We start from the raw sequence: 26468 nt of genomic DNA on the forward strand, positions 1-26468 counted from the left end.
GCAGCCGAACGCTCTTCGCATTGCGTCCACCAAACGAAGCAAGCCAAACACGGTAAAGTCGGAACGCAGAGACTGCGATGTCTTGATTTGGTGCGTCAAACTGGAAAATGCGGTGCCTCCCAGCGCCCCTTCCACACATGAACACGATAACCGGCGAGACCGCCAACTGCCAGTACCGTGAGCATGCCCACCGAGGCGAAATCGTCGTATCTTCATGAACTAAATGTGTGTATGGTCATTCTTATTTATATCTACAAGCTTATCCTTGTATATTATGGTGTTGCTCTCGAGTAAAGAATTTATACAGGACAGCTTTTCATAATTACTGCGCTTGAACGCCGATTAATTCCGCTCCGATCTTCTGGTATAACCGGCCTTGCGTAAATGCGTTCAAAGCAGCCAGTCGCGTACCAGTGTCACGAGTTGTCCTTGCGAATGCGCTTGCGTAGCGCGCAGCGCGCTTTTCAGTTGGTTGCGGACGGTGTGGATCGAGCACTGTCTCGCACGGGCAATCTCCTGCAGAGAACGGCCGGCCACGAGATCGAGGGCGAGATTCATCTGCTGATCGGTCAGTGGGAGTGGATCGGCACTCGGAACGGGAAGCTCGCCTATCATATCGCTGGGACCACATGTCAGCGCGACTACCCGACAGGCAGTCCCGGATCGATGAGGCAGATGTACGTAGCGAACGATCATGGGAGGCCCGCCCGGCAGGATCGCTAGCCGCGTTACGCTCGCGAACTCGGTTCCAGAAGAAACGTCGCTTTCGAAATCAGGGTGGAGCGGGCAATTTCTCGCTATGGCCGTACCTACTTCCTGAAGCGTTCCGACCGAGTAACCACCGGAGACGCCTTCCATCTTTCCTCCGGCGAGGATCGCACGGGCCCGGTTCGGAAAGACCACTCCGAGAATGGAGAAAAGCTCGTCGGAATCCACTGGTCAAGCCTCCCCGCCGGACAGGTTCCCAAAAAGAAAGAGACGGAATTCCATCATCGGAACTCCGCCTCTTCCCCCCCCTTATGTCAGACCGGATCAGAACCCGATCGTGACACCCGCACTGATGCTCGCCGCGTCGACATTGTCGCCTGTGGCGTAGCTACCGCGCAGGAACGCTCCGGAATTCGCTCCGATATCGGCGAACAGGCCGGCACCGATGGTGAAGTATCCTTCGGGATCGACGCCCTGAAGACGGAAACTGTTCGTCGGAGCGCCGAGATAGGCGACATCGCGGAACGAGCTGTTGTCATCGTCGAAGCTGTAGGCCAGCGTGATTTCCGGACGCAGTGTCGCCAGCCCTGCTTCGAACCGCGTGCCGGCACGCAGGCCCAGTGTCGGGGTGAACACGGTATCATCCGCATCTTCCACCACCAGGCTGACCGCACCCGCTTCTTCCTCGGTGAACCCGTCGAATTCGAACTTGCGGAACGAGACCTGACCGAAGGGCGCGGCCCAGCCGCCTCCGAAGTCGAACATGTACTCGGCCCGCAGGTCACCGCGAAGCTCGGAACTGTCGAATTCGGCCAGCGCCGTACGGGACAGGGTCGGCATGGAGCGCGTCGCGTTCCAGTCGCTCCAGCCGTAGATCAGGTCGGCACCGACAGAGAAGTTGCCAAATCCCTGGCGGACATAGGCCCCAACCATCCAGGTGTCGGCCTGCGCATTCAGCAAGGCACCGTCGGTCTCGGCGTTGATCCGGCCGTAGCCAAATCCGACACCGATCTCGCCATTGCCGGTGGCAATGCCGAACCCGCCCGAAGCGCCGTAATTGTCCACCTCGATATCGCGCGAACCGACAGCTGTATCGCCTTCGAGCTCCACGAAATCGCCCGACGGTGCCAGCCAGATGTTCAACCCGCTGGCATCGGCCGGGACACGGCGCGAACTGATCGCATCGACGAACGGGGCAGTGGTTTCCAGGTTCGTGAGCGAACCATAGAATTCGCCGGAAGCCAGTTCGTTCAAAACCGTCGTCGCCCCGTCCATCGTCAGAAGCGTATCCATTCCGACGAACAGGTTGGCGAAGTCCTGAGCCAGGACGAACTGGTCCCCGCCGAGGCCAATTCCACCGCCGGAACCGGCCTGGATCGTAGCGATGACGTCCGGGAACGCCTGGCTGAGCGCCGCACCTGCCGCGACGGCGTTGCTGGTATCGCCTGCCGTTTCAAACCCGTCGCGCGTGGCGGTGGCGAACAGGATCGTCCGCCCCCCTTCCGTCCGGGTGGCAAGGTCGAACGACACGAAGTTCGATGCGGAATTCACATCCACAGTCGCGCTTTGGGTCAGGGTGCCGGATACGCTGGCAATGTCGACCGTCTGCCCGTTGGTGAAGATACCGCCGGTCGGCGAAACCAGGGCAACGGTGCCCGACAGATTCATGTCACCATCGACCGTCAGGAAGCCGGTGCCCAGACCGGCAAAGGCCTGACCAAAGGCATTTTCCGGCGTGGTGAACAGTCCCGAGCCGAGGCCTATGGTCTGGACTGCGAGCGGATTGGTCGAGGTGCTGACGCTTCCGAAGGCCGGATCGCTGACCCGGACCAGGGTGGGCGTGACGCCCACCGACAAGGTGCCGGTGGCCGACTGGCTGAAGTTGCCGTTCTGGTAGACTTCGACACCGTCGATAGCCGTAACGGAGGCATTCGTGCCGAAAAGCGGCGCCGGCAGCTCGACCCGTGAGCCCAGGACCAGCCCCGCAGCGTTGGCGATGTCGCCCCGCACGCCGAACACGCCGTCCTCACTCGCCGTCGCCAGCTGGATCTCGCCGCCATTGATCGCGAACGTGCCCAAGTCGAAGGTGTAGTCGGCAAGGACATTGGTATTACTGGTCGGGGCGAAATCCGCCCCCGTGATCAGGAACACGCCGTTGCCGGTCTTTGTCAGGCTGTCGACACCCAGGATGCGGGCACCGCCGGCATAGGCGGAGAGATCTCCGGCCGCGGCAATGCCTGGGTCAATGTCGCCGAATGCATCTTCCAGAGCCGCGATCGCATCATCGCCGAGTCCCAGATAGCCGGACCCGTCGAGCGTGACGTTCGTCTCCGTGAACCGTTCGCCCGTCTCCTCGTCATATTCCGCGACGACCCCGCCGCCCGTAACCGAACCGGAATTGAGGCTGATATCGCCAAGAATGGTGCTGGTCCTGGCTTCGTCGTCGACATTGCCAAAGACCCCGGCGAGCGAAATCGTGCCGCCCACCAGACCGTTCTGCTCGACGGCGTATCCCTGCTCGATGGCATCGAACAGATCGAGCACTTCCTCTTCGCCGAACTGGGTCAGCGTATCGACCGACTGGGTCGTGTAGTTGTCAACACTGCCACCGAGCGAGAGATCGCCGCGCAACACGCCGTTGTTGACGACCGTCCCGTCGACCGCCTCCATGGATGCATCGCCAGTGACGAGCCCGTCATTGGTCAGCGTCGCACTTCCTCCGCCGGCTTCGTAGACGGTCGTCGTGGTGTCGACCCTGGTCACGTCACCGAGGTCGGTGCTGGTCGTGGTCGAGGACGTGTCCGCGTAGAGCGACGACAAGGCAATGGAACCGAAGATCTGGCCATTATTGGTCGCTTCTGCCGAGGTCGGGCTGACCACGTTGACGAAGGCGTTATCCCCGTCGAATGCTGCCCCCCCATCGTAGCCGATCCGGCCGTTATTGGTGAGGCTGGCTGCACCTCCCACGACCGTGGACGATGACGTGGTCGTCTGTCCGGTGAGATCGGTGCCGGTATACTCCCCTTCCCGCGTGAAGGCAGTATCGGAGAAATACCCGCCGACTTGCATGCTGGCCCCGTTGGTGGCCGCAAGGACGGAACTGTCGGCGCCAATCGTGACAGTGGAGCCGTTAAGTCCCGCGACCGTGATGCCGCCGAAGTTCGCCGGGGTATCGAGATCGTCCGCATCGACGATCAGGCTGGCAGTGCCGCCCGTTGCGGTGGACGTTCTCTGCTCGGCGTCGGCAACCAAGACGCCGTTCTCGCGCTCCTGCTGCTGGGCAAGCGTCGTGTCGCTGCCCGAGGCGATTACCTGGATCCCGTTACGCACTTGGCCCGTGACGGTGGCGCTTGCGTCACCCGCGTCGGTCCTGAGCGAAAGGCTGGTCCCTCCCGCACTGGCCACATCGCCGTAAGCCTGCGGGCCGAGGTCGCCATTGCCGATTGTCCCGGCGACGGTCGCGGTCACGTCGCCACCCGAAGCCGTACGCGTTTCAGCGTAGTCGAGAGTGGAAGTCGTATCGGTCGCCGTCGAAACAGACGTCGTCGAGCGTGTATAGGCTTGGGCGCTGTACTGACTGTTCTGGAATACGCCGCCTCCGACGGTCCCCTCCTCGCCGAGCGAGAAATTATTGGCACCGCCAGCGCCATTCATGGAAGCCGAACCTTCTACGGCGCCATCGGCAATCGCGACGGTCACGTCGCCCTGATTGACGGATTGCTCGAGAGCGAATTCACGGTTCAGTTCGCTTCCGGTGAAGTTGCCGTCTTCATCAAAGGTCTGCGAAAGATCGTAGGTTTCCGAGTAGTCGTAGCTTCCGAAACCCTGAGCCGTGGCCGTGAGGGAACCGCCAATCGATCCGCCGTTACCGATCTGGACGGATGCCGATCCGGTCGCGAAGAGCGACGCATTGCCCTCGATCCGTCCGCCATCCACGGCAAGCAGACTGTCGCTCGCCGCCTGGTCGTTAGATTCCGCGTACGCATATTCGCGATCGAAGCTGCGCTGGTCGCCGTCCGCATCGAAGGTCGACACCTGCGTATCGGCGAACGTGGAAGAGAACTCGGAGCCGGTCGCATCGCCGGTGAAATTGCCGAAAATGGTTCCGCTCACCAGTGCGCTGCTGTCGCCATTCGCGAACTGGGAAACCGATCCGTCGCTCGCCCCGCCGAACGGGCCGAACTGGACCGCGCCGTTGGTGCCCGCATAAACGCCGGTAACATCACCGCCACTCGACGCGTTCGAAGTGTCGCGCGTCAGGTCGCGGGTGTTTACCGTACCCCCGTCGGGGCCGGGCACGAACACGGACGTATTGACGATGGTTTCTGCAAACGTGTTGTCCGTCGCCTGGCTGGACGCGCTGGTCGTCCCGATTACGGCGCCTTCGTTCGTGACACTGGCGCTGCCGGTCCCCGAAACATTGATCGAACCTGTCACCAGTCCCCCCTCGGCATTGGCGAATGACGCATCGCCGCCCAGATTGGTGGAACTGTTCGCGGTCACATCTTCACTAACCGACGTGACGACACCGGTGACCGCGTCGGTCGAGGCCGCGAACGCGTTCGCGTTCTGGTTCTCCGAAGCGAACCCCGAGGACGAGGAATCGACGTTCCCGTTGATGCGTCCGGCATTGCTGACCGTTGCCGAGGCATTTCCGAAAGCGGAGACGAAAACTGGCGCCGTTGCGTCCAGGCCGATGAGCCCGCCGGCGGCATTTTCTATAATCGCGTCACCTCCGGACGCTACATCAGCGGACGAGTTGGACGAGTAGAAATTGCCCAGAGCGTCGAATTCGTTTTCGGAACTTCCGGAACTGTCGGTTCCGGAAGAGTTGGCGGAGACCGAACCGCTGATCTCGCCGGCATTGGTCACCGTGGCGGATGCATTGCCGAAGGCGGAGACGGAAGCAGGCGCGGCTTCGCCGCCGATGACCCCGCTCTCGGCATTCTCGATCAAGGCATTCCCGCCAGTGACCGCGTTTTCGAAGAAGCTGGAAGAGGACCCGTTGCCCATGCCGTCCGACTGGTTTTCGAAACCGTCGGAACTCTCGCTGCCCGACGCAGTCGCCGACACCGCGCCACTGACCTGACCGGCGTTGGAAACACTCGCATCGGAATTGGCGAAAGCGTCCACCAATGCATTGACCACGCCGGTTTCACCGATGGCGATGGATGCGTCACCGCCGGTCGAGGAATTGGAGGACAGCTGGCTGGACGAGCTGGCCCCCGTGGCACTGTCGAAGGTGCTCGCGTTCTCGAAGGATCCGTCCGATCCGCTGGAATTTGCACCCACCAAGCCCGAAATCGTAGGCTGACCTACGGCACCGTCGATCGATACCTGAGCGCCGGCAAAACCGTTTGCTGTTACGGATCCGGCGACAGACCCTGCTTCGCCGACCGAGACCGAGGCCTCTCCCCCGACCGTCTGGTTCGCACTTTGCGAGCTGGACGCCGAAACCGTGCCCGTGGTCGAGTTGGAGTTCGTGTTCTGGAAATCGGTGCCGGTGGAAACGGCGGACGCGCTGCCGAGGGAGTTCTCGGTGCCGACCGAACCGTCGATCGCGATATCGGCCCCTTCCAGACCGTTTGCCTGGACGTTGCCGCTTACCGACCCGGTTTCGCTGACGGAAATCGATGCCGTCCCTCCAATTCTGGAATTCGTACTGGTCTGGGTGAAGCTGGAGTCGGTCCCGTCTGTGGAACTGACCGTGGTCGAAGAGCCTTCGCTGGTATTCGAAGTAACGGTAACGGATTCGAATTCCGTTTCCGATCCGACGGTGCCGTCGATTGAGACTTCGGCGCCATCAAGCGCAACAACCGAAATTGCACCCGTATTGGCATTCTCGCCCACTTCGACGGAAGCGCTTCCGCCGGTACGGGCAAGGCCCGATGTGGTGGTCGTAGTTGTAACGCCGCCGACAGTCTCGGTTTCAGATGTGGACGGAACGGAATTGGTGAATTGTGTTTGGACGAATGTATCGCGAAGATCGGAGTCCGTCGTATCCGTCGCGGCGGTGCCGACATCACCGTTGAACACGGCGTCGACCGATGTGTTCGATACAAGCAATACCGCTTGCGATCCCGGCGAATTGATATCGCCGTCACTATTGAGCGTCACCGCCCCCAACGCACCTACGTAAAGACCCTGCCCGATCGAACCGCTGTTATCGATGTCGATCGTGCCGCCGACATTGAATATGTTTACCGGACCGCTGATGGCGCCGCTGTTGTCCAGGGAAACCGTGTTGTCGGCGTCCGTCGAAGTCCCCGTATAGGAAATGCCGACCGGCGCAGCTTCCGTACCGATCGTTCCGTCGTTGTCGATGGCAACCGCTCCCTGCTGGAGGGGCTGGATGACGTTGGAGGGTTGATTGACTGTCGCATCGGTCACGATTTCTAGCGTGGCATCGTCTCCGGCGACCGAGGCGAGGGCTGCGTCGACTTCCGCTGCGGTACTGTCTGCCGTGCAGGTTACCGTCGCCCCGTCGACGGCGCATGCAGCATGAGCCGGCGTTGTCAGGCCGATTACGAGAGCAGTGCTGGCGACACCGAGTGCGAGTTGCGATTTCCGGTTCATTGGTATTCCCCCCGATTGAATTGCGAATACAAAGTCATTTCTCCGCCAGCCAAAAACTGGTTCGGATCGGGACGGTCCATTGAACACCAAGCGCTCGCAAAGCGCTCCTCAGGCGTCCTAAAAGCGCTCGCAAACCGTGAAAACGCAACTTCTTGGGCTAATTATCTTCAAAGCCGGGGATCATTCGCCTAGACAAAGCTTAGCCAATTCAATTGCCGGACGCGCGACACCTCGATGTGGGGAAGAGAAGATGTCCGGTTTTGACGAAAGGCACGAAGCGGGGGCTACGTGGGCAATAGAAAAACAGTATTCCTGCACTTTATGGGTCCACCAAAAGTGGAGCTTTCCTCTGGGGAGAGGCTTCCGATCACCAGCAAAAAGGCGATAGCGCTCCTCGCGACACTGGCTACGGCGGACCGTTTCGAACGTTCGCGGGTCTGGCTGCAGCATGTCTTTTGGGGCTCGCGCGCCCAGAAACAGGCGCAAAGCAGTCTGCGCAGGGAGCTGTCGAACCTTCGCAAGATCCTCGCGCAGCATGACATCGATCTGATCCGCACCGACCAGAGACTGGTATCCCTGAACAGGGAAAGCTTCCAGACCGACCTGAACGGATCCAACCCCTTCCACGGGTGCGAATTTTGCGAGGGGATCGATCTGGCCGGGGAAGAGGGTTTCGAGGACTGGCTGCGCGAGATGCGGTCCCGCTATGCTCCGGGCGACTTCGAAAGCGACGCTCGCAGCCTGTCGCCTGCAAGCGTGCCACGCTCCGGGGTTTCGGAACTGAGAGCGCAGATAGCTGTCGCAATAACAGGATTTCCGAAGGAACACCCGGACGCGGAGATCATGGCCCGTCGCGTCGGGGCGTCGCTTTCCGGAGGGCTTGCAAAACTACGCTGGCTGCCGGTCGTGGACGCCGGCCAGACTTCCAGCAGCATCCTGCACAATCTCACCAGCAAGGAAGTATCAGACACTCTCGGCGTTCGGTATGTAGCGCGGTCACAGATACTCGAGATGGGCCCGAATCTGACGGTGAATTTCGCGCTGCTGGAGATGCCCGGGCGGATCATCCGGTGGACGGATACGCGCCAGCTACCCGCGGACCCTCAAGACGAACGTTTCAAAGCGGAGATTGCCCGGGCGATAAATTGTCTCGGAGCCTCGTTCGACACGTGCGAGCAGCGCAATTTCCCGGCCAGCGATGAAATCGACATCGACGATCTCGTCGCACGAAACTGGCGCGTGCGATTTTACATCGACCAGTTCACCAAGGATGCGTTCGAGAAAGCGGAAAAGCTGATAATCGCGGGGCTGGACCGCTATCCCGAGAACAGCGAGTTCCTGATGCTTCGGGCCAATCTTGCCCTCTGGCAGCACTGGATCAAAAGGGCTGACACATCCACGACCATGAACCTCGCGCCTCTGATCCGGGCCGCCATGCGCGCGGATCCCGGGGACGCACGCGGTCCGCTTTTTTCCGGCATTCTCGATACGTGGCACAGGCGGTTTCCATCCGCGCTCAGACACTTGCGTCAGGCCTGCGAACTGGACCCGAGCATGGCGCCGGCTTTCGCCCATCTGGGTGCGGCGCATGCCTTGTCGGGCGATCCGCAATCGGCCATCGAACCACTCCGCCATTCGCTGTTCCTTTCCCCTCTCGAAGCGAAGAATTTCTTCCCGCTCGGAAGTCTTGCCACCGCTTACTGGATGCTGGACCGGTATGAAGAAGCGCTTGATCAGGCGCAGGCCCTGCAACTGACCCATCCGGGTTACGTCTTGGCACACGCGCTCGAGACTGCTTGCCTTGCCGCAATGGATCGTCCCCGCGAGGCTGCCGAAGCGCGCGCCAGGATGCTGGACGAGAAACCGTATCTCTATCGGCAGATGCTGGACTGGATGCCGTTCGAAGATCCGGCCTGGAACGAGAAACTGCGCCGCGGCATCGAGTTCGACAAGCCCGTGGCGGCGGTGCTGCATCTGGCAGGGGGACGCTGACCTGTGGCGCGATGGAAATACGCGCGGCTTTTCGGCGAAGACCCGGGGCCGGTCCTGCCCGATCCCGACGATGTCCCACCCTTCGACTTCTCTCGCATAGCGGCCGACGGACCGAAGGCAAAAATCCTTGCCGTCGGCTTTCGACTGTTGCTTTGGCCCGTACTGAGATTTTTCCAGCTGGTCCGGCCGGTAGCCAACATCGCCGGAGTGACGGTAATTACCCGCGAGGAGGATGTCCGCTCCGTACTCGCCAGTCCCGACCGGTTCCGAGTCCCCTTCGGACCTGAGATGAAAGCGCTCGCAGGAGGTGAAACATTCCTTCTCGGACTGGACGGGGAGGACCACGCCGAGCAGAAGCGTGTCCTCCTCGACCTGATCGCCTTGCCTCGAGACGCGGATTTCATCGGCGAGATATCTGATCGGTATGCCGAGGCGCTTCTCGATGCCGCAAAGGGCGAGATCGATGTCCAGCAGGACCTCGTGATGCGCGTCGCGGCGGAAGCCTGCATCCGCTACATGGGCTTCGAAGTCACGGATTCTGACGCCTTTGCCAAATGGACCATCGCGGTATCCAACGTGCTATTTGGCGATCCGTCCGGATCGCCGGTCGCCGCGGAACTCGCGGCGGCGGCGGGGGAACAATTGCGAGCCGTCGCCGACCGCGCTCTCCATTCCGCCGCGACGGGTCAAACCCCGCCCGATACGCTGGCCGGCCGGTTCGTCGCCATGTCGCGGGAGCCGGGCGGACCGACCTTGCCCCAGGCTCGCGCGATACTAATCGGACTTGCGGCCGGGTTCGTTCCGACGAATTCGCTGGCAGGTGGCAAGATGCTGCAACTTCTATCGAAAAACGGACAGGCCCGGCGCGAAGCAATTGCCGCTGCCCGATCCAACGACCGCAATGCACTGCGCAGGGTCCTGATGGAAGCGGGTCGGCTCAACCCGGCTCTCGCGCCCGGGCAGTGGCGATGGTGCCCACAGCGCACCACTGTCGAGCGTCCCGACGGGTCGTCCTTCGCCGTGCCCGCAAAAAGGCTGGTTCTCGTTTCCACCATGGCCGCACTCCGCGATCCGCGCAGCTGGAAGAATCCCAACCGGTTCGACGCGGAGCGGGAACGCGAGCCCGACCTGCTTTTCGGCCACATGTTCCATACCTGCCTTGGCAAGGAACTGGCTCTGGCGCAGCTTACCTCAACCTTCGGAGCGCTCCTGCGCCGCCCAGACGTCGAAAAATCGATGTCGCGACTGAGGATGAAATTCCGGGGGCCTTATCCCTGCCACGCCCGACTGACCTACGGCCACCCCGCCCGAGACCCACGGGGCGGAGGCAGGAACCAGAACGGGATTGTGTTTGCCGTTCCGTTCTCGACGGAACACTCCGACGATCTTGCCAACGGAACAATCACGAAGGCGTTCGACACTGCCGCTTCGCGTGCGGCGCTGGACGGCACTGGGACCGTCCACTTCCTGTCCTGCACGGCCATCGAATTACCGCGAGACGAATCGTCCCGCCGCATGCTGCTGATCGAGGTCAACGCGGACGGCTGCGCGGACAGCGCGGCCGTGAATGCGATCCGTGCGATCGAGGAGCCACTGCGGTCGGTACTCGAAACCCTCGGTTGTTCGCCCGGCAGGGATTTGCACGAATTCGTTATGCGTCACCGGGTAAAGATGCACGGGCGCCCCTGGGGTGCCACCGCCCTCAATTTCTACGGACTTCCTGATCTGACCGTTACCCAAATCGCGAAGGAGCAGGAGCTCGCCGAATTCGTCCGCGCGCAGATCGATGAGTATCAGCGAAGCGAGCTCGGACGCAGCAGTCGTCCATCCAGCGTTCTGGCACAGGTCCGACGCGCGATCCGGGGCACCGGGAACTCGCCGATAGGGACGGGCGAAGGCGATTGGTCTGCTAAGGGCTACGAAGACCTCCTGCTGAAGCCGAAAGGCAGCGCGCCGCATCTTTCGAAATGGAGCAAACAGACCCAGCCGAAGCTGTGGGACATCATCCGCCGTTCCGCCCTTTTCGCGCGGTTCGCCTGGGCGTTCGTCATTGTCTCGCTCTTCGCGGGCACCCTGCTGTACATCGTGCTCGACCCGGGCAGCGATAGCCGTACCGCCTTGTGGTTGTCTCTTCCGTGGCTCGCCCTGCAAAGCTTCGCCGCGAGCCTTGCCGCTTTTGCGATCCTCGCCGGCTTCGGAGTGTGGCTGCTGCGCTGGAAGGAAAAGCGCGACCGGCCGGACAGGGAAAAGCCGGACCTCACACATCTGCGCAAGCTGGCATTGCGCGAGGATCTGCCGGGCCACGCGAAGAATCACATCACGGTGGTCACGCCCCTGAAAACAGGCTTGCTGAGACGCTTAACGCTCGCCTTCGCCCTGTGGGGCGTCGGACAGGTAGTGACCCATTATTTCCGGCCAGGCTTCGTTCTCAACATGGGAACGATCCAGTTTGCGCGGTGGGTGAGGTTGCCGGGCACCGACACGATGGTCTTCCAGTCCAACTACGACGGGAACTGGGAGAGCTATCTGGAGGATTTCATCACGCGCGCGCATCTCGGGCAGACCGCTGTCTGGTCCAATTGCGAGGGGTTTCCGAAAAGTCGCTTCCTGCTGCTCGACGGGGCCGAGAATGGAGACCAGTTCAAGAATTATGTCCGGCGCAAGCAGGTTCCGACAGCATACTGGTACGCCAGGTTTCCGGCAATTACCGCCGACCAGATCAGGCGCAATCACCTGATCAGGGAAGGGCTCGCACGCGCGACGACAGACAGCGAAGCCCGCGACTGGCTTGCCTTGTTCGGCTCCGCTCCGCGCCTGGAATCGGAAATCGAAAGCGAGGAAGTACAGGCGCTGGTCTTTCAGGGTTTCGGCCATCTGAAAAGCGCGACCTTTCTCATGTTGCAACTCCCGGCGGATCGGAATCAGGCCCGTAACTGGTTGCGGGCCCTGACCGGCTACCGGGTCGAGGGATCCATCCTAGACGGCAAGTCGGTACTGGAAGGCATTCTTAACGAACGTGGCGAACTCGACCCGAAGTATCGCGTGACCTTCGGGGAAATGGAGCCGGACGAAAATGCGTGCGCCTTCGGCATCTCGAGCGCGGGTCTTCGCAAGCTCTTGCGCGAAGGACATCCCCTGCTCGACGAGTTGCCGGGCGCCTACGCGATGGGCATGCGCGAACGCGCCGCGCTGATAGGCGATCGGCTCGAAGATCCTCTCCGGTGGGACGACGGTGACACGCCATGCGGGATCGACGTCGTGCTCGCCATCTACTCCGCGAATGCCTCCTCTCAGGAGGCAGCCCTGGCAGCGCACGCCAACCTGATCGATGCGCACGGCATCGTCGAGATCGATCGCCAGCAGACCTGCGACCTTCCGGAAAGCGGTTCGCCGGAGGACCATTTCGGATTTCGGGACGGTCTCGTGCAGCCGGTGATCGCAGGAACGTCGAAGTCCCGGCTGGATCGGAACCCGGATGATATCGTTGCCGCCGGCGAGATGATCGGCGGATATGCGAATGTGCAGGGTTACGTGTCTCCCGGCGTCCACGTGGCGGCCACTCATGATCCGATGAATGTCCTGCCCGATGCCGCAACAAGAGGCAGCCCCTATCCACGGTTCGGACGGGATGACGACACCCCGTGCACGCCCCGCGATTTCAGTCGCAACGGGACCTTCATGGCGATACGGGTCCTGGAACAGCACGTCGGGTCGTTCGAAAGTGCTTGCGAGCATATCGCGCGGAACACGAATGCGAAATACCAGCACCTTGCGAGTATTCTCGGGAGAAACGTGACGCCCGACTGGGTCGCCGCAAAGCTGGTCGGCCGGTGGAAAAACGGATCGTCGCTGCTGTCCAACCCGGCGGATCCGGGAGAGTTCGGGCCGGACGATTACGCGCTGCCGTTCGGCCGGGACGATCCACGCGGCCTGCGTTGTCCTTTCGGATCACATGTCCGGCGTGCCAATCCGCGCGACAGTCTGCTGCCGGGCGACAAGCAGGAAACCGCCATCGCCAACCGCCATCGTCTCATGCGTCGCGGCCGCAATTACGTACGTGGCGAGGAGAAGGGCCTGTTCTTCGTCGCGCTGTGCGCCGACCTCGAAAGGCAGTTCGAGTTCGTCCAGCGCAACTGGCTCAATTCGAGCAGCTTCCATACGCTCAGCGGGGAGAACGATCCGCTGCTTGGCCGGAAGTCAGAGGGATGCGGCAAGTTTACCGTTCCGACGAGCGGCGGGAGCATCGTTCTGGAAGGGCTGTCATCTTTCGTATCGACGAGGGCTGGAGGTTACTTCTTCGTGCCCAGCAGAAGCGCTCTGCTCTTTCTGGCCACCTAGCTGCGCCACCAGGAATAACGAGTACCCGCGCCCTACCGCCAGCGCCCGTGCCTGTCGCGGCGCTTCGATCGGCGGTGCTTCAGGTACAGCCCTCCAAGGACGAGGATGATCGCCGCGATAATCGCGAGGATGGCGAGGTGGTGACTGTCCATGTGCGCTTCCCGGGCGCCCGATCGTGAGTCTTGTGTGTCGGACGCGGAGGCGCACCTATCATGCTCGGGTGGCCCGCCGATAGCTTTGATTTGCAACGAGAGCCGGTTCCTGCGCTTTTTGCGCCCGACGGAAATGCGGCCTTGGGGAAAGCCGCTCAGTCCAGCCTGCCGACCTCGTCCAGGACAACCCGGATCGCCGCGTAGATCGCGTCGAGCTGGCCTTCCTCGATGCAATAGGGCGGCATGACATAAACCGTGTTGCCGAGCGGACGCAGCAGGACGCCGCGTTCCCGGAACATTGCCAGCATGCGCGGCGCGAGGTCGGACAGGTATCCCTGTGCATCGCCCACGTCGAACGCCGCGATGGTGCCGAGCGTGCGGGCATTGCACTCGAGGGGGTGGTCCTGAAGCGCCCCGAGCCGGGCGGATTGCCCGGCCGACAGGCGGTCGATGCGCTCCATGACCGGCTCCTCCTCCCAGATCGCCAGGTTCGCCAGCGCGGCGGCGCAGGCGACCGGGTTGGCGGTGTAGCTGGACGAATGGAAGAACATGTCGCCCCGGTCTTCGCTGTAATGCGCCCGGTAGATCGGCTCGCTCGCCATGGTCACGGCCAGCGGGACGGCCCCGCCCGTGAGCCCTTTCGACAAGCAGAGGATATCGGGTTCGATTCCCGCCTGGTGACACGCCAGCAGCGTCCCGGTGCGCCCCCAGCCTGTCATCACCTCGTCCGCGATGAACAGCGTTCCATGCGCCGCACAGATCCTGCGCATCTCCGCCAGCGTCGCCGCGTCGTACACCAGCATGCCGCCCGCCCCGGCAATCAGCGGCTCCACGATGAAGGCCGCCGCCCCGCCCCGGCACGCCTGCTCCAGCGCATCGAGGGTCGCCTGCCCGCCGCCTGCATGCGGGAAGGGGATGGAGGCGACATCGAACAGCAGCGGCTCGTAGGCGCGATTGAAGGCGCCGCGCGCGCCGACCGACATCGTGCCGATCGTGTCTCCGTGATACCCGTTGTCCATCACCACGATGCGGCTGCGCCTTTCGCCCCGGTGAAGCCAGTACCCAAGCGCCATCTTCAGGGCGACCTCGACACTCGTCGATCCGCTGTCCGAGAAGAACACCCGGGTCAGGCTGTCGGGCATGATCGCGCGCAGGCCTGCCGCGAGCCGTTCCGCCGGTTCGTGCGTCCACCCGGCGAAGATGATCTGGTCGAGCTTCGCGGCCTGCTCCGCGATGGCCGCCGCGATGCGGGGATGCGCGTGACCGTGCGTCGTCACCCACCAAGAGGAGATGCCGTCGAGGATCTCCTCCCCTGTTTCCAGCTGCAGCACGGCGCCTTGCGCCCGCGCGACCTGCGGGATCGGTTCGCGCAGGCCGTGCTGCGTGAATGGATGCCAGATGGGGGAGCCGGTCACGTAAATTGCTCGAGGTCGAACGCATCCGCGAAAGCGCGGGACAGGGTGTCCGGAGTGAGCGGGTCGAGCAGGGGCAGCCTTCCCAGGTGCCGCACGCCCGCGATCTCGCAGATGGTCGCCTCGCTGTCGGCTTCCCGCTCCCCGACGAACGCCACTCCGCAGATCGGGACGCCGCGGGTGCGCAGGGCTTCGACGGTCAGCAGGCTGTGGTTTATCGTGCCGAGCGCGGTCGACGCGACGACGATGACGGGTGCCTGCCACCGGGCGAACAGGTCGGCATAGAGCACGTTGCGCGTGACCGGTACCAGTGCCCCGCCCGCGCCCTCCACCACCAGCGGCCCGTCGACGCGCGGCCGGGCGAGCGTGCCCGGATCGATCGTCACGCCGTCTATTTCCGCCGCGCGGTGCGGGGAACACGGCGTGGTCAGGCGATAGGCTTCGGGCAGTATCCTGTCGGCCGGCACACCGAGCGATGCGACGCGCGAGCTATCGCTTTCGCCCTCCAGCCCCGCCTGGATCGGCTTCCAGTAATGCGCACCCAGTGCCCGGGCGAGACCCGCCGCGAAGACGGTCTTGCCGATATCGGTATCGGTTCCGGTTACGACGATCGGGTTCACACTATCTCCTTCAAGGCATCGCCGAGCATGGCGATCGCCTCTTCGCTGGCGTTGAGCGTTATCGATATGCGCAGGCGCGCGCTGCCATCGGGAACCGAGGGCGGACGAATGCCGCGAATGTCGAACCCACGCGATCGCAAGGCATCGGCGACGGCCATGGTCCGGCGGTCATCCCCGAGCACGATCGGCTGGATGTGCGATCCGCTGGCGGCAAAGCCCGACGGCGCGATCTCTGTCGCGGTGGCTTCGATTAAAGTCCGCAGCCGGGTGCGCTGATCGTCCGCCGCCGCCACGAGCCGCAGCGCGGACCGCGCCACCTCCGCCATCAGGGGCGAAGGCGCAGTCGAGAAGATGAAATTGCGGCCCCTGTTGACCAGGAAATCGCGGTATGTTTCCGGCAGCAGGATCAATGCTCCTTCGCAGCCCAGCGCCTTCCCGCAGGTGGCCAGGACCAGAACGTCGTCGCGCCCGTGAAGGTCCGCCGCCAGCCCGCGCCCCTGCGGCCCGCACGCGCCGACCGCGTGCGCCTCGTCGATCACCATCATGGTGTCCTCGCCGTCGGCCAGCGCGGCAAAGTCGGCGACGGGCGCGATGTCGCCATCCATGCTGTAGAGCGTTTCGAACACGACCCAGACCGTTCCGCGTCCGCCCTCCCGTCGCCAGCGACGGATCGCGTCGCGGGCCGCGTCGACATCGTTATGCGCGAAGGACCGGTGCGCGGCACGCGAAAGCCGCATTCCCTCGTGCGCACTGGCATGGATCAGGGCGTCGTGCAGGATCAGGTCGCCGGCCTGCGGCAGAGTGGAAAGCATCAGGCTGTTCGCTGAGAAGCCGGAGCCGACGAAGAGCGCGGCTTCCGAACCGAAGAAACGCGCCGCCTCCTCCTCCAGCACGGCATGCTCGGCCGTATGGCCGCGCAGCAGGCGCGATCCGCCGGAGCCGAGCGCGACCCCGCGCGTCAGGGCCGCGACCGCCGCCTGCCGGAGCGCGGCCGAGCCTGCCAGTGCGAGATAGTCGTTCGAGGCGAAGTCGATCCCTTCCGGCAGTGCGAGCGCTCGCCGGCGCCCGGCATCCTGCAAGCGGATCAGGTCCTGGTGATGGAAATTCGAATGCGACACGCGGCCGGGCCCTAGGGCAGCGAGCATTCAGCGCAAGGGCCCGTTTGGCGATCAGGCCGGCTCGGTGCCTTTCTGCGCTGCCGGGTACGCCAGCCCCGCAAAGTTGCTTAGGCACGCGTCCAGCATCCGCGTGACGGCGGGCAGGTCCCCGTCCCTCATACCCGCCGGCAGCGGCTGCGTCTTTCCCGGCTCGGGAAAGGTACCGTAACCGGCAAACAGGGCATGCCAGCTCATCGGCGGATAGGGCGGCAGGGAATACGTCCGGTCGATGGCTTCCGCGATGTCGCCATGCGTAAACCAGGCCGTCATCATCGCCTTCAGGGCGAGGGAGAGATCATCGTTCGCCGCGTTGTCGCGCCAGTATGGCGTGTCCGTTCGCCGGTTCATCCGGTAATGCGCGACGATGTAGTCGCGAATACCCTCGTAACGCGCGGCCGCCCGGCCGTTGAACGCATCGCGCTCCGCGTCCGAAGATCCGGCCTTTTCGTACGCCTGCGCGAATTCAAGCACGATTGCGATGACGATGTGCAGCGCCGTCGCCTCCAGCGGTTCGATGAAGCCTTGCGAAAGCCCGACGGCGAGGCAGTTGCGATGCCAGGTTTCCGAGACGCGGCCCACCTTCATGCGCAGGAAACGCGCCTCCTGCGGGTTCCCTTTCATCCCGATCGCGGCGCGAAGCTCGGCTTCCGCCTCCTCGTCCGAAATGTAGCGCGAGGAATAGACGTAGCCATTGCCGATCCGGCTCGTAAGCGGGATCTGCCAGCGCCAGCCCGCGCGCATGGCGATGCTTTCGGTCTGCGGCAGGAACGGCCCGGAATGCGGGGTCGGCATCACCACCGCGCGGTCGTTGAACAGGTTCGACGCGAAGGACAGGAACGGGACGCCGAGCGCTTCCTGCACGATCATGCCGCGAAAGCCGGAGCAGTCCACGAACAGGTCGCCCTCAATCCGCTCCCCAGTGTCGCAAAGCAGCGCGGCGACTGCGCCGTCACTGGCAAGCTCGACGCGCTCGACGCCGGCCGGAAGGTGCCGCACGCCCGCGGCCACGGCCCGATCGCGCAGGAACTCGCCCAGCCGGTAGGCATCGAAATGGTAGCCGTAGGCGGGCGGGAACGGGAAATTCGCGCTCGGGTGCGGGGTGCGCGCCTCCCGCGCGATCCGGGCCGCGAGGAACCAGTCGTCGGGGAGCGCCGGCACGTCGATGCCGCGCCGGGCCAGCGCGCAATTGCGAGAGAAGGCCGGTTCGGTGTGCAGGTCCACGGGGCTGGGGAAAGGGTGGAAATAGCTCTCGTATCCCGGCCGTTCGCTCCAGCCGGTGAACCTTATGCCCAGCTTGTAGGTCGCGTTGCAGGCGGGCATCCACTCGCTTTCGGAGATGCCCAGGTGATCGAACATCGCCTTCAACTGCGGGGTCGATCCCTCGCCCACGCCGATGATGCCGATCTGCGGGCTCTCCACGACAGTCACATGGCCGCCCTGCCCGGCCCAGCGATGGTGCAGCAGGCTGGCCGCGATCCAGCCGGCGCTGCCTCCGCCCAGCACCACGACGCGAGGGGGGCGGCCCATCTCCATCAGTCGGCGAGCAGCCAATCGAAGATTTCCGGCAGGCGCGCGGCCCAGGCGTTTTCCTCGTGCTCCGCGCCCTCGTACACCTCCGAGCGGAAATCGCGCCCCTCTGTCCATCCGGCGGCCACGAAGCTGCGATCGACGGCCCGCTGGTACGGCGCGTAATAGCGGTCGAGCGTGGCGGTGCCGTGGTCCATCCAGATGCGGCGCCCGTCCGGCGGGCCGAGACGATCGCCGAGCCAGTCCCGCCAGATCCCGAGGACCTGCGCCCGGTCCGCTTCGGCCTCGTCCGGGAGGGCAACGGGCCAATGGGAACTGATGCAGGCCGCGCGCCCGAAGATGTCGGGCCGCTCCACGATGGCGTAGCAGCTCATGATCCCGCCCATGCTCGACCCCGCGATGGCGGTGTCTCCGGGGCCGGGCCGGGTGCGGTATTCGCGGTCGATCAGCGGTTTCAGCTCGTCCGCGATCCAGGCGAGATAGCGCGCGGAGACGACCGGGCCGCCATTGCTGTTGTCCGCGATGCTGGCGGCGATGCCACCCGTCGCACGAATGGCGGCGAATTGCGGGAGGTACTGGCGGTAGCGGTCCGGTCCCGGCGCCCAGATCCCGACGATGATGTGCGGTTCGACCCGGCCGGTTTCCATGGCGGCCAGCATCGCTCTGTCCGCCGCCCAGACCTTGCCGAAATTCGACTTCGCCGGATCGAACAGATTGTGCCCGTCGTGCATGTAGAGCACCGGATAGCGGCGCTGTCCCGCGTCGTAGTCGGGCGGCAGCCAGATCGTCAGCCGCTGGTCGGGCAGGCCCTCTGCCGCGATCCGCTCCACCTCCACGAACCGCCCCGCCGCTACCGGCCCGACGGCCGACGGCGTGGCGCAGGCGGCGAGCAGCAGCGCGAGGAGGGGCAGCAGCCAGCGCATCGCCGCGATGTCCCTACCCGGCCCGGATCACCGGCGCTTCAGCTGCATCGCCATGCCGCCGCCGGGGGCCAGCCGGACGGTGTAGCGATCGCCCTTGGCGACGCTCAGCGTCTCGTAGGCGATGTCGTGCCGTTTGTCCGTAAGGTAGGTCGCCTCCGGCCCGTCCTTGTAGATCGTCGCTGCATAGGTCTGCCCGTCCTCAAGGAAGTCGAAATCGAGCGTCACGGTCCGTTCGGTCGCGTCGTTCACGCCGCCCACGTACCAGTCCTCGCTGTTGCGGTCCTTGCGCGCGAAGATGGCATAATCGCCCACCGCGCCCGCGATCAGGTGGCTTTCGGCCCAGTCCGCGGGCACCTGCCGGATGAAGTCGAGCTCGCGCGGATGTTCGGCGAGACTTTCCTTGAAATCGGCCGCCATCTGGATCGGCGAGTAGATCGCGAGATACAGGCCGAGCTGCTTGGCCTTGGTCGAGGCGATCGGCACGCCTTCCGCCCCCACAAGCCCCAGCACGCCCGGCGTGTAGTCCATCGGACCCGACAGCATGCGCGTGTAGACCAGCGTGGGATCGTGTTCCGGACCGTTGGCGAAGCGGCCCCACGCGTTGTACTCCTGCCCCCGGGCGCCCTCGCGCGCGACCCAGTTGGGATAAGTGCGCCTGAGGCCCGTATCCTTCACCGGCTCGTGCGGATTGATGGCGATCTGGCGCTCGGCCGCTGCCTGCACGACCTTCAGGTGGTGCTGCACCTGCCGCTGGCCGTCGTGCCACTCGTACACCTCGCCCTCACACGGATCGGCGATGTCGGCATTGCAGGAAATGATCCCGCCCGCATCGGCGACGTAACCGGTCTTGATCACGTCCACGCCCAGCCGCTGGTACAGGTCGAGCGCGTCTTCCAGTTGCGCTTCGTAGACCTGGATATTGCCGCCCGTCTCGTGGTGGCCGATGATCCGCACGCCCTTGCCGCGCGCATATTCGGCGACTTCCTCCAGGTCGAAATCGGGATAGCTGCGGGTGTAGCTGTAATCGCGTCCGTTGCCGAACCAGTTGCCGTCCCAGCCGTAGTTCCAGCCTTCGATCAGCACGCCGCGAAACCCGTTCTCGGCGGCGAAATCGACATATTCCTTTGCCCTCTCGGTCGTCGCGCCGTGCTTCGGACCCTGCGCCCAGCTCCAGTCGCCGCGGATCATGCCCCACCAGATGCCGATATACTTGGCCGGCTCGAAATAGCTGACATCGCCCAGCTTGTTGGGTTCGTTGAGGTTCAGTTCCAGGTTGCTTTCCACCAGTCCGTCCGGCCCGTCGGCGATGCGGATGGTGCGCCAGGGCGTCTCGAACGCGCCTTCGCGAACGACCTTGGCGCCGCGGCTGGATGGGGCCAGCATCGCGCGGAAGCGGCGGCCGTCCATCCGCCGCAGCCACATGCCCGAATAATCGACCAGCGCGGCTTCGTGGAAGGACAGGTGCGTCCCGTTATCCAGCCGGACGGTCATGGGCGTATGGGCAATGGAAACACCGGTGATCGGCGTCTCGTTGTAGAGGTATTCGTACCGGTTCCAGTCCCCGCCCGGGATCCACCAGGCGGTGCCATCGCCCGCGATCGCAAACTCGGTCAGCTCCTCCGCGATATTGGCGACCGGCATGTCCGCGCTTTCCGCGAATTCGTAACGGAAGCCGATTCCGTCGTCGAAGACCCGCATGCGCACAGTCAGCGCCCGCTTGCTGGTATCGCGCGTCTCGCGGAAAGTGACGGCCAGCTCGTTGTGACGGTCCCTGACGAAGCGGCGCTCGCCCCAGGGCTGCTCCCACGTGTCGTCATGGGTGGCGGTGACCGCGTTCTCGATCACGAAATTGCGCCGCATGGTCTCGGCATCGGTGAAGGTGAAGCCGAGATCGCTTTCGGCAATCACTTCCGCCCCGTCGCGCATCACGCGGTAATAGGGCACGCCGTCATTATCGACATCGAGCGTCGCGACGATGCGCCCGTCGGGCGAGGTGACGTCCTCCGCCAGCGCCGGCGTGGCGACCGTCGCCAGCAGGGCCGCGACGAGGCCACGGATCATCGCTGGACGAGCAGCGCTGCGTAGGGTCCCAGACGCTGCGGGCTGGCATCGTTCACGGCGCATAGAAGTGTTCCCTCGTAATGGGTGCCGGGTTCGTGGGGCGAACCGGACAGGTTGAAGATCGCGCTGATGCGCTCGCCATCCGCTTCGCGCGTCAGGCGCAGGATGGCATTGTCGGCACGGCATTCGACCACGCGGCCGACCCGCAGGGCCGGATGCGCGTCGCGCAGCGCCAGCATGGCGCGGGTGTGGGCCAGCAGGGAGGCGGGGTCCGCGTCCTGCAAATCGACGGACCGCGCCAGGTTTTCCGCGCCCAGCGGCAGCCAGGGCGCGCCGGTCCCGAAACCGCCGGTTTCGTCGGCCAGCCAGGGCATCGGGGTCCGCGCGCCGTCGCGCGACAGGGTCAGCGGCCAGTTGGCGATCGCTTCGGGATCGTGCAGCTGGTCGAACGGGATATCGACCTGGGTCAGGCCCAGCTCCTCCCCCTGGTAGAGGATGATGTTTCCGCGCAGGCACGCCAGCAGCGCCATCTTCATCCGGGCAAAGGCCTCGCGATGCTCCGGTTCGCACCAGCGCGACAGGGCGCGCGGCGCATCGTGGTTCTCGAACGCCCAGCTCGGCCAGCCGATACCGGGCTCGTCCGGCCATTCCGCCAGCGCCGCGCAGACGAGGCCGGGGGTCAGCTTCTCGGCATAGAGGAAGTTGAAACCGTAGGCCGAGTTCAGCCGGGTCTCGCCTTGCGTAAAGGCCTTCATCTCGGTCTCGGCCTCGTCCCCGCCCACTTCGGCCACGGTGAACACCGCGTCATATCCATCGGTGACTTCGCGGATCCGTTCGATGAACAGCGGGATGTCCGGATGCGACTGGTTGTGGACCCGGCGCTGGAAATCGAAGGGGCGCGTGCGCGGCCGGTCGGTGGCGGGCGCCGGCGGATTGTCGCGCAGTTCCGGGTCGTGCATCGCGAAATTGAGCGCATCGATCCGGAAGCCATCGACCCCGCGATCCAGCCAGAACCGCGCCACGTCCAGCAGCGCGTCCTGCACGGCGCGGTTGTGGACGTTGAGCTGCGGCTGGCTGCTCAGGAAGTTGTGCAGGTAATACTGCCGGCGCCGCGCGTCCCAGGTCCAGGCCGGGCCGCCGAAGACCGATTGCCAGTTGCTCGGCGGCGAACCGTCCGGCCGGGGGTCCGCCCAGACGTACCAGTCCGCCTTGGGGTTCTCCCGGCTGGACCGGCTTTCGCGGAACCAGTCGTGCTCGTCCGAGGTGTGCGAATACACCTGGTCGATCAGGACGCGCAGGCCCAGCGCATGGGCGCGTTCCACCAGTGCGTCGAAATCCTCCAGCGTGCCGAAGATCGGATCGACATTGCAGTAATCGGCCACGTCGTAGCCGAAATCGCGCATCGGGCTGGTGAAGAAGGGCGAGATCCAGATCGCCGCCACGCCGAGCGAGGCCACGTGGTCCAGCCGGCTGGTGATGCCCGGAAGGTCCCCGATGCCGTCCCCGTTCGCATCCATGAAACTGCGCGGATAGATCTGGTATATCGACGCGCCCTTCCACCAGGGAAGTGCGGGATCGGCCTTCGCCGCAGGATCGGTTGCAACGCTCGCCATCACTCGCCGACCAGTTCGCACACGGCCCAGCCGAAGGCGGGCAGGTCCAGTTTCGCGCTACCCGGCGCGGTCGGTGCCGCCGGGCATTCCCCGTCCAGCGCGCGGAGCTGCGAGATCCGCAGGCCGATTTCGACATTGCGCACGATCGGCGTGCCGCCGGTATTGAAGGCCAGCAGGACCTCCTGCCCGCTTTCGGGATCGCGGCGGATCAGGGAGAACAGCCCGGGCCCGCGGTCGAATGTGCCGATCATGCTCTCGCCCCGGCGCAGGGCCGGGCTGGCCGCGCGGACCGCCGAAAGCCGGGCGATCGTCCGATAGAGCGGGTGCGCGGTGTCGTAATTCTCGTCCGCCGTCGTCGCATCGGTGCCGAGCAGGACGTTGTCGTTGTATTCCGCCACGAGGCTGCGGAACATGTCCTCGCGCGCCTGCTGGTCGTTGCCGTCCGACACGAAGCCCTGCTCGTCCCCATAATAGATGGTGGGAATGCCGCGGAGGGTCAGAAGCATCGCGTGGCCCAGCATGGTGCGGGCCAGCAACTCCTCCCCGCCCGCCTGCGGGTTCGCCTGCCGCACGAACATGGAGAAACGGCCCATGTCGTGATTGCCGAGGAAGGTCGGCAGGCGCAGCGCCGCCTGCGGTCCGCCCTCGTACAGCCAGTCCCCGTCCAGCAGCATGGCCAGCACCTCGGGCGTCTCCCCCCGTGCCACGACATCGGTGACGGCTGACTGGAAATGGAAATCCAGAACCGAGGGCAGCGCGTCGCGCTTCGTGTACACCGCCAGCGGGCCGGGCCGTGCGCCGTCGATATAGACCTCGCCGAAGATCAGGAAATCCGCGATCCCTCTCGCTTCGGCGCGTTCCAGCATGGCGGGCACGAAGGCCTGCCAGAATTCCGGATTGACGTGCTTGACGGTGTCGATGCGGAAACCGTCGATGCCGAACCGGTCGATCCAGCTGCCGAAGATCTCGATCATGCCCGCAACGACGCGCGGGTTCTCGGTCGCGAGATCGTCCAGGCCTGCGAAATCGCCATAGACCGCGCTTTCGCCCCACCACTCGCTGTTGCCGCGATTGTGGTAATATACGGGATCGTTGAGCCAGGCGGGAACCTTGATGTCGCGCTCGGCCTCAGGGACCACGGGCGTGTAGGCGAAGGCCGGATCGGTCAGCCGCGCCCAGTTTTCCGGGCTTGCGTCCTCGTCGCCCGCGAAGCCGGGATTGATCCGTGCGCCGTCGGGGCCGCCCCGCGTGGAGAAGGGATAATCGGCCTTGCTGCGATAGGCGTACTCGCCTTCCGCATATCCGATGACGTCGGCGGTATGGTTGGTAATGATGTCCATGAAGACCTTCATCCCGCGCGCATGGGCGGCCTCCACGAAGGCCTTGAACTCGGCATTGGTGCCGAAATGGGGATCGACCTGCGTGAAATCGGTTACCCAGTACCCGTGATAGCCCGCGCTTTCCTGGCCCGGATCGCCCTGGACGGGCTTGTTCTTGAAGATCGGCGCAAACCAGATCGCGGTCACGCCCATGCCCTGGATGTAATCGAGCTTGCCCGTCAGGCCCTTCAGGTCGCCGCCATGGTAGAAGCCGCGGTGTTCCGGATCGAACCCGCTTGCCATCCGGTCCGCCGGATAGCCGCCCGTGTCGTTCGCGGTATCGCCGTTGGCGAACCGGTCCGGCAGGACGAAATAGATGACCTCGTCCTCCATCGACCGCGCGGCGGCGGTGTCCGGCGTCGGTTGCGGATATGCGGGCAAGCCCGCCGCCAGTGCGGCGCAGGCGAGCAGGGTGGCGAGGTATTTCATTGGACTGTCTCCGGCGCGCGGGCAGGCGCGCTGTCTCGCGGCATGCAGTAATCTCGCAGGAAAGGCGCGTGGCCCGGCATCGTGTCCACGATCCGGCCGATCTGCGTCTCGATCCGGTCGAGGAAGGCTTTCAGCTCCGCCGGATCCCGCCGGTCGGCGATCGGGTGCCAGCGTTCGGGCAGGATGCCCTGCCCGACGAACACCTGCAGCCAGCCGGGCAGCGTGAACAGCTCCTCGTGCTCGCGGTGGATGAAACCGGCGCTGCGGAACTGCTCGATCTTCGCCGACAGCGTATCCGGCAGTTCCATGGCGCGGCAGGCATCCCAGAACGGCTCGCCCACCCGTCCGTTGGCGGCGTAATGCAGGATCAGGAAGTCCCTGATGCGGGTCCATTCGAACTGCGCCTGGCGGTTGAACTCGTCCGCCAGCGCCGGCTGCCCGTCGCGTCCCGGCAGCATGGCCACGAACCGGGCGATGGACGACTGGATCAGATGGATGCTGGTGGATTCGAGCGGCTCCATGAAGCCGGCCGAGAGACCCAGCGCGAGGCAGTTGCCGATCCACTGGCGCCGCCGCATGCCGGTGGTGAAGCTCAGACGGTTCGGCTCCGCCTGCGGCTCTCCATCGATCGTGCTCAGGAGCAGATCGAGCGCTTTTTCCGCACTCATGTGTACGCTGGAATAGACGTGACCGTTACCGATCCGGTGCTGTAGCGGGATGCGCCACTGCCACCCCGCCGGCCTCGCCGTCGCCCGCGTATAGGGCGTGAATTCGCCCTTCATGGTGCTCGGAACCGCGACCGCGCTGTCGCACGGGAGCCAGTGACTCCAGTCCTCGAACCCCGCGCCCAGCGCCCCCTCGATCAGCAGCGCCCTGAACCCCGTACAGTCGATGAAGAAGTCGCCCTCGATCGTCCGGCCATCCTCCAGCCGGACGCTACGGATCACGTCCTTTCCGGCGGAAACCTCGACCTTCGCGACGATGCCTTCCAGCCTCTCGACACCCGACTTTTCAGCCAGATTACGCAGGTACCGCGCATAGAGCGAGGCATCGAAATGGTACGCCCAGGGCATGTCCGGCGCCGGCTTCCCCGGCTGCGTCGCCCACATTCCCATCCGGTTTGCGCGCGCCGCCCGCTCGTTCAGCGAATACGCCCGAAGGTCCCCGGCCGCCCCGGAAGCCCGGGCTTTCAGCCAGTAATGGTGAAAGGGAACCAGCCCCCCGCCCTCGCCCACATTGCCGAAAGCGTGCATGTAGCTCGAACCCTCGCCGGTCCAGCCGGCGAACTCGATCCCGAGCTTGAACGTACCCTTGGTTTCACGAAGGAATTCCGCCTCGTCGATGCCGAGCGCACGGTTGAAGATGCGGATCTGAGGAATGGTCGCTTCGCCCACCCCGACGGTCCCGATCGCTTCTGATTCGACCAGGGTGATCTTCGAAGCCGTCAGCTTCGACAGGGCCGCCGCCGCCATCCAGCCTGCGGTCCCGCCTCCTACGATGACGATCCTCGTGACAGGCTCCTCGTTCATGCGCGTCCCTCTTTCCGGCAATGCCGGCCGGCCCCGGTCACCGACCGGGGCC

13 protein-coding genes are annotated in these 26468 nt (G+C 64.4%); 2 read left to right on the forward strand and 11 right to left on the reverse strand.

The window, feature by feature from the left end:
* Positions 1 to 390: 390 nt before the first annotated feature.
* Together AB1K63_RS08440 and AB1K63_RS08445 are read right to left on the reverse strand one after the other, a co-directional pair.
* Entirely contained in the window at positions 391 to 936 is a 546-nt protein-coding gene (locus AB1K63_RS08440; protein WP_366959661.1) for a hypothetical protein, read from the reverse strand.
* Positions 937 to 1032: 96 nt separating this feature from the next.
* Positions 1033 to 7284 (reverse strand): autotransporter outer membrane beta-barrel domain-containing protein, encoded by a 6252-nt coding sequence (locus tag AB1K63_RS08445; RefSeq protein ID WP_366959662.1) that lies wholly within the window; start codon positions 7282 to 7284, stop codon positions 1033 to 1035.
* Positions 7285 to 7605: 321 nt separating this feature from the next.
* On the opposite strand from AB1K63_RS08445, the gene AB1K63_RS08450 reads away from it, so the two are divergent.
* Positions 7606 to 9276: a hypothetical protein gene (locus tag AB1K63_RS08450; RefSeq protein ID WP_366959663.1), complete on the forward strand. Its 1671-nt coding sequence runs from the start codon at positions 7606 to 7608 to the stop codon at positions 9274 to 9276.
* Positions 9277 to 9423: 147 nt separating this feature from the next.
* The gene (locus AB1K63_RS08455; RefSeq protein ID WP_366959664.1) at positions 9424 to 13614 is read left to right on the forward strand and encodes a cytochrome P450; all 4191 of its coding nucleotides are present in this window, start codon (positions 9424 to 9426) and stop codon (positions 13612 to 13614) included.
* Between the two features lie 307 nt (positions 13615 to 13921).
* Here the strand turns inward: AB1K63_RS08455 and AB1K63_RS08460 are convergent, their stop codons facing one another.
* From AB1K63_RS08460 to AB1K63_RS08500, 9 genes are read right to left on the reverse strand one after another with little or no spacing between them, the layout of a single operon-like run.
* Positions 13922 to 15181, reverse strand: coding sequence for an adenosylmethionine--8-amino-7-oxononanoate transaminase (locus AB1K63_RS08460; protein WP_366959665.1), 1260 nt, complete (start codon positions 15179 to 15181; stop codon positions 13922 to 13924).
* On the reverse strand, positions 15178 to 15798 hold the full coding sequence (gene bioD, locus AB1K63_RS08465; RefSeq protein ID WP_366959666.1) for a dethiobiotin synthase: 621 nt from the start codon (positions 15796 to 15798) through the stop codon (positions 15178 to 15180). The genes AB1K63_RS08460 and bioD overlap by 4 nt, the downstream gene beginning before the upstream one ends.
* Positions 15795 to 16916 (reverse strand): 8-amino-7-oxononanoate synthase, encoded by a 1122-nt coding sequence (locus AB1K63_RS08470; RefSeq protein ID WP_366959667.1) that lies wholly within the window; start codon positions 16914 to 16916, stop codon positions 15795 to 15797. Before AB1K63_RS08470 ends, bioD begins: the two co-directional genes overlap by 4 nt.
* Before the next feature lie 51 nt (positions 16917 to 16967).
* Positions 16968 to 18482, reverse strand: coding sequence for a tryptophan halogenase family protein (locus AB1K63_RS08475; protein WP_366959668.1), 1515 nt, complete (start codon positions 18480 to 18482; stop codon positions 16968 to 16970).
* A 5-nt stretch (positions 18483 to 18487) separates the two neighbouring features.
* Positions 18488 to 19405 (reverse strand): alpha/beta hydrolase-fold protein, encoded by a 918-nt coding sequence (locus AB1K63_RS08480; RefSeq protein WP_366959669.1) that lies wholly within the window; start codon positions 19403 to 19405, stop codon positions 18488 to 18490.
* 27 nt (positions 19406 to 19432) lie between these two features.
* Positions 19433 to 21466: a glycoside hydrolase family 97 protein gene (locus AB1K63_RS08485; protein WP_366959670.1), complete on the reverse strand. Its 2034-nt coding sequence runs from the start codon at positions 21464 to 21466 to the stop codon at positions 19433 to 19435.
* Positions 21463 to 23079: an alpha-amylase family glycosyl hydrolase gene (locus tag AB1K63_RS08490; RefSeq protein WP_366959671.1), complete on the reverse strand. Its 1617-nt coding sequence runs from the start codon at positions 23077 to 23079 to the stop codon at positions 21463 to 21465. Before AB1K63_RS08490 ends, AB1K63_RS08485 begins: the two co-directional genes overlap by 4 nt.
* Positions 23079 to 24887: an alpha-amylase family glycosyl hydrolase gene (locus AB1K63_RS08495; RefSeq protein ID WP_366959672.1), complete on the reverse strand. Its 1809-nt coding sequence runs from the start codon at positions 24885 to 24887 to the stop codon at positions 23079 to 23081. Before AB1K63_RS08495 ends, AB1K63_RS08490 begins: the two co-directional genes overlap by 1 nt.
* Complete coding sequence (locus tag AB1K63_RS08500; RefSeq protein ID WP_366959673.1) at positions 24884 to 26416, reverse strand: tryptophan halogenase family protein; 1533 nt, start codon at positions 26414 to 26416, stop codon at positions 24884 to 24886. Before AB1K63_RS08500 ends, AB1K63_RS08495 begins: the two co-directional genes overlap by 4 nt.
* Positions 26417 to 26468 lie beyond the last annotated feature (52 nt).

Source organism: Qipengyuania sp. JC766, assembly GCF_040717445.1.
Taxonomy (GTDB): Bacteria; Pseudomonadota; Alphaproteobacteria; order Sphingomonadales; family Sphingomonadaceae; genus JC766.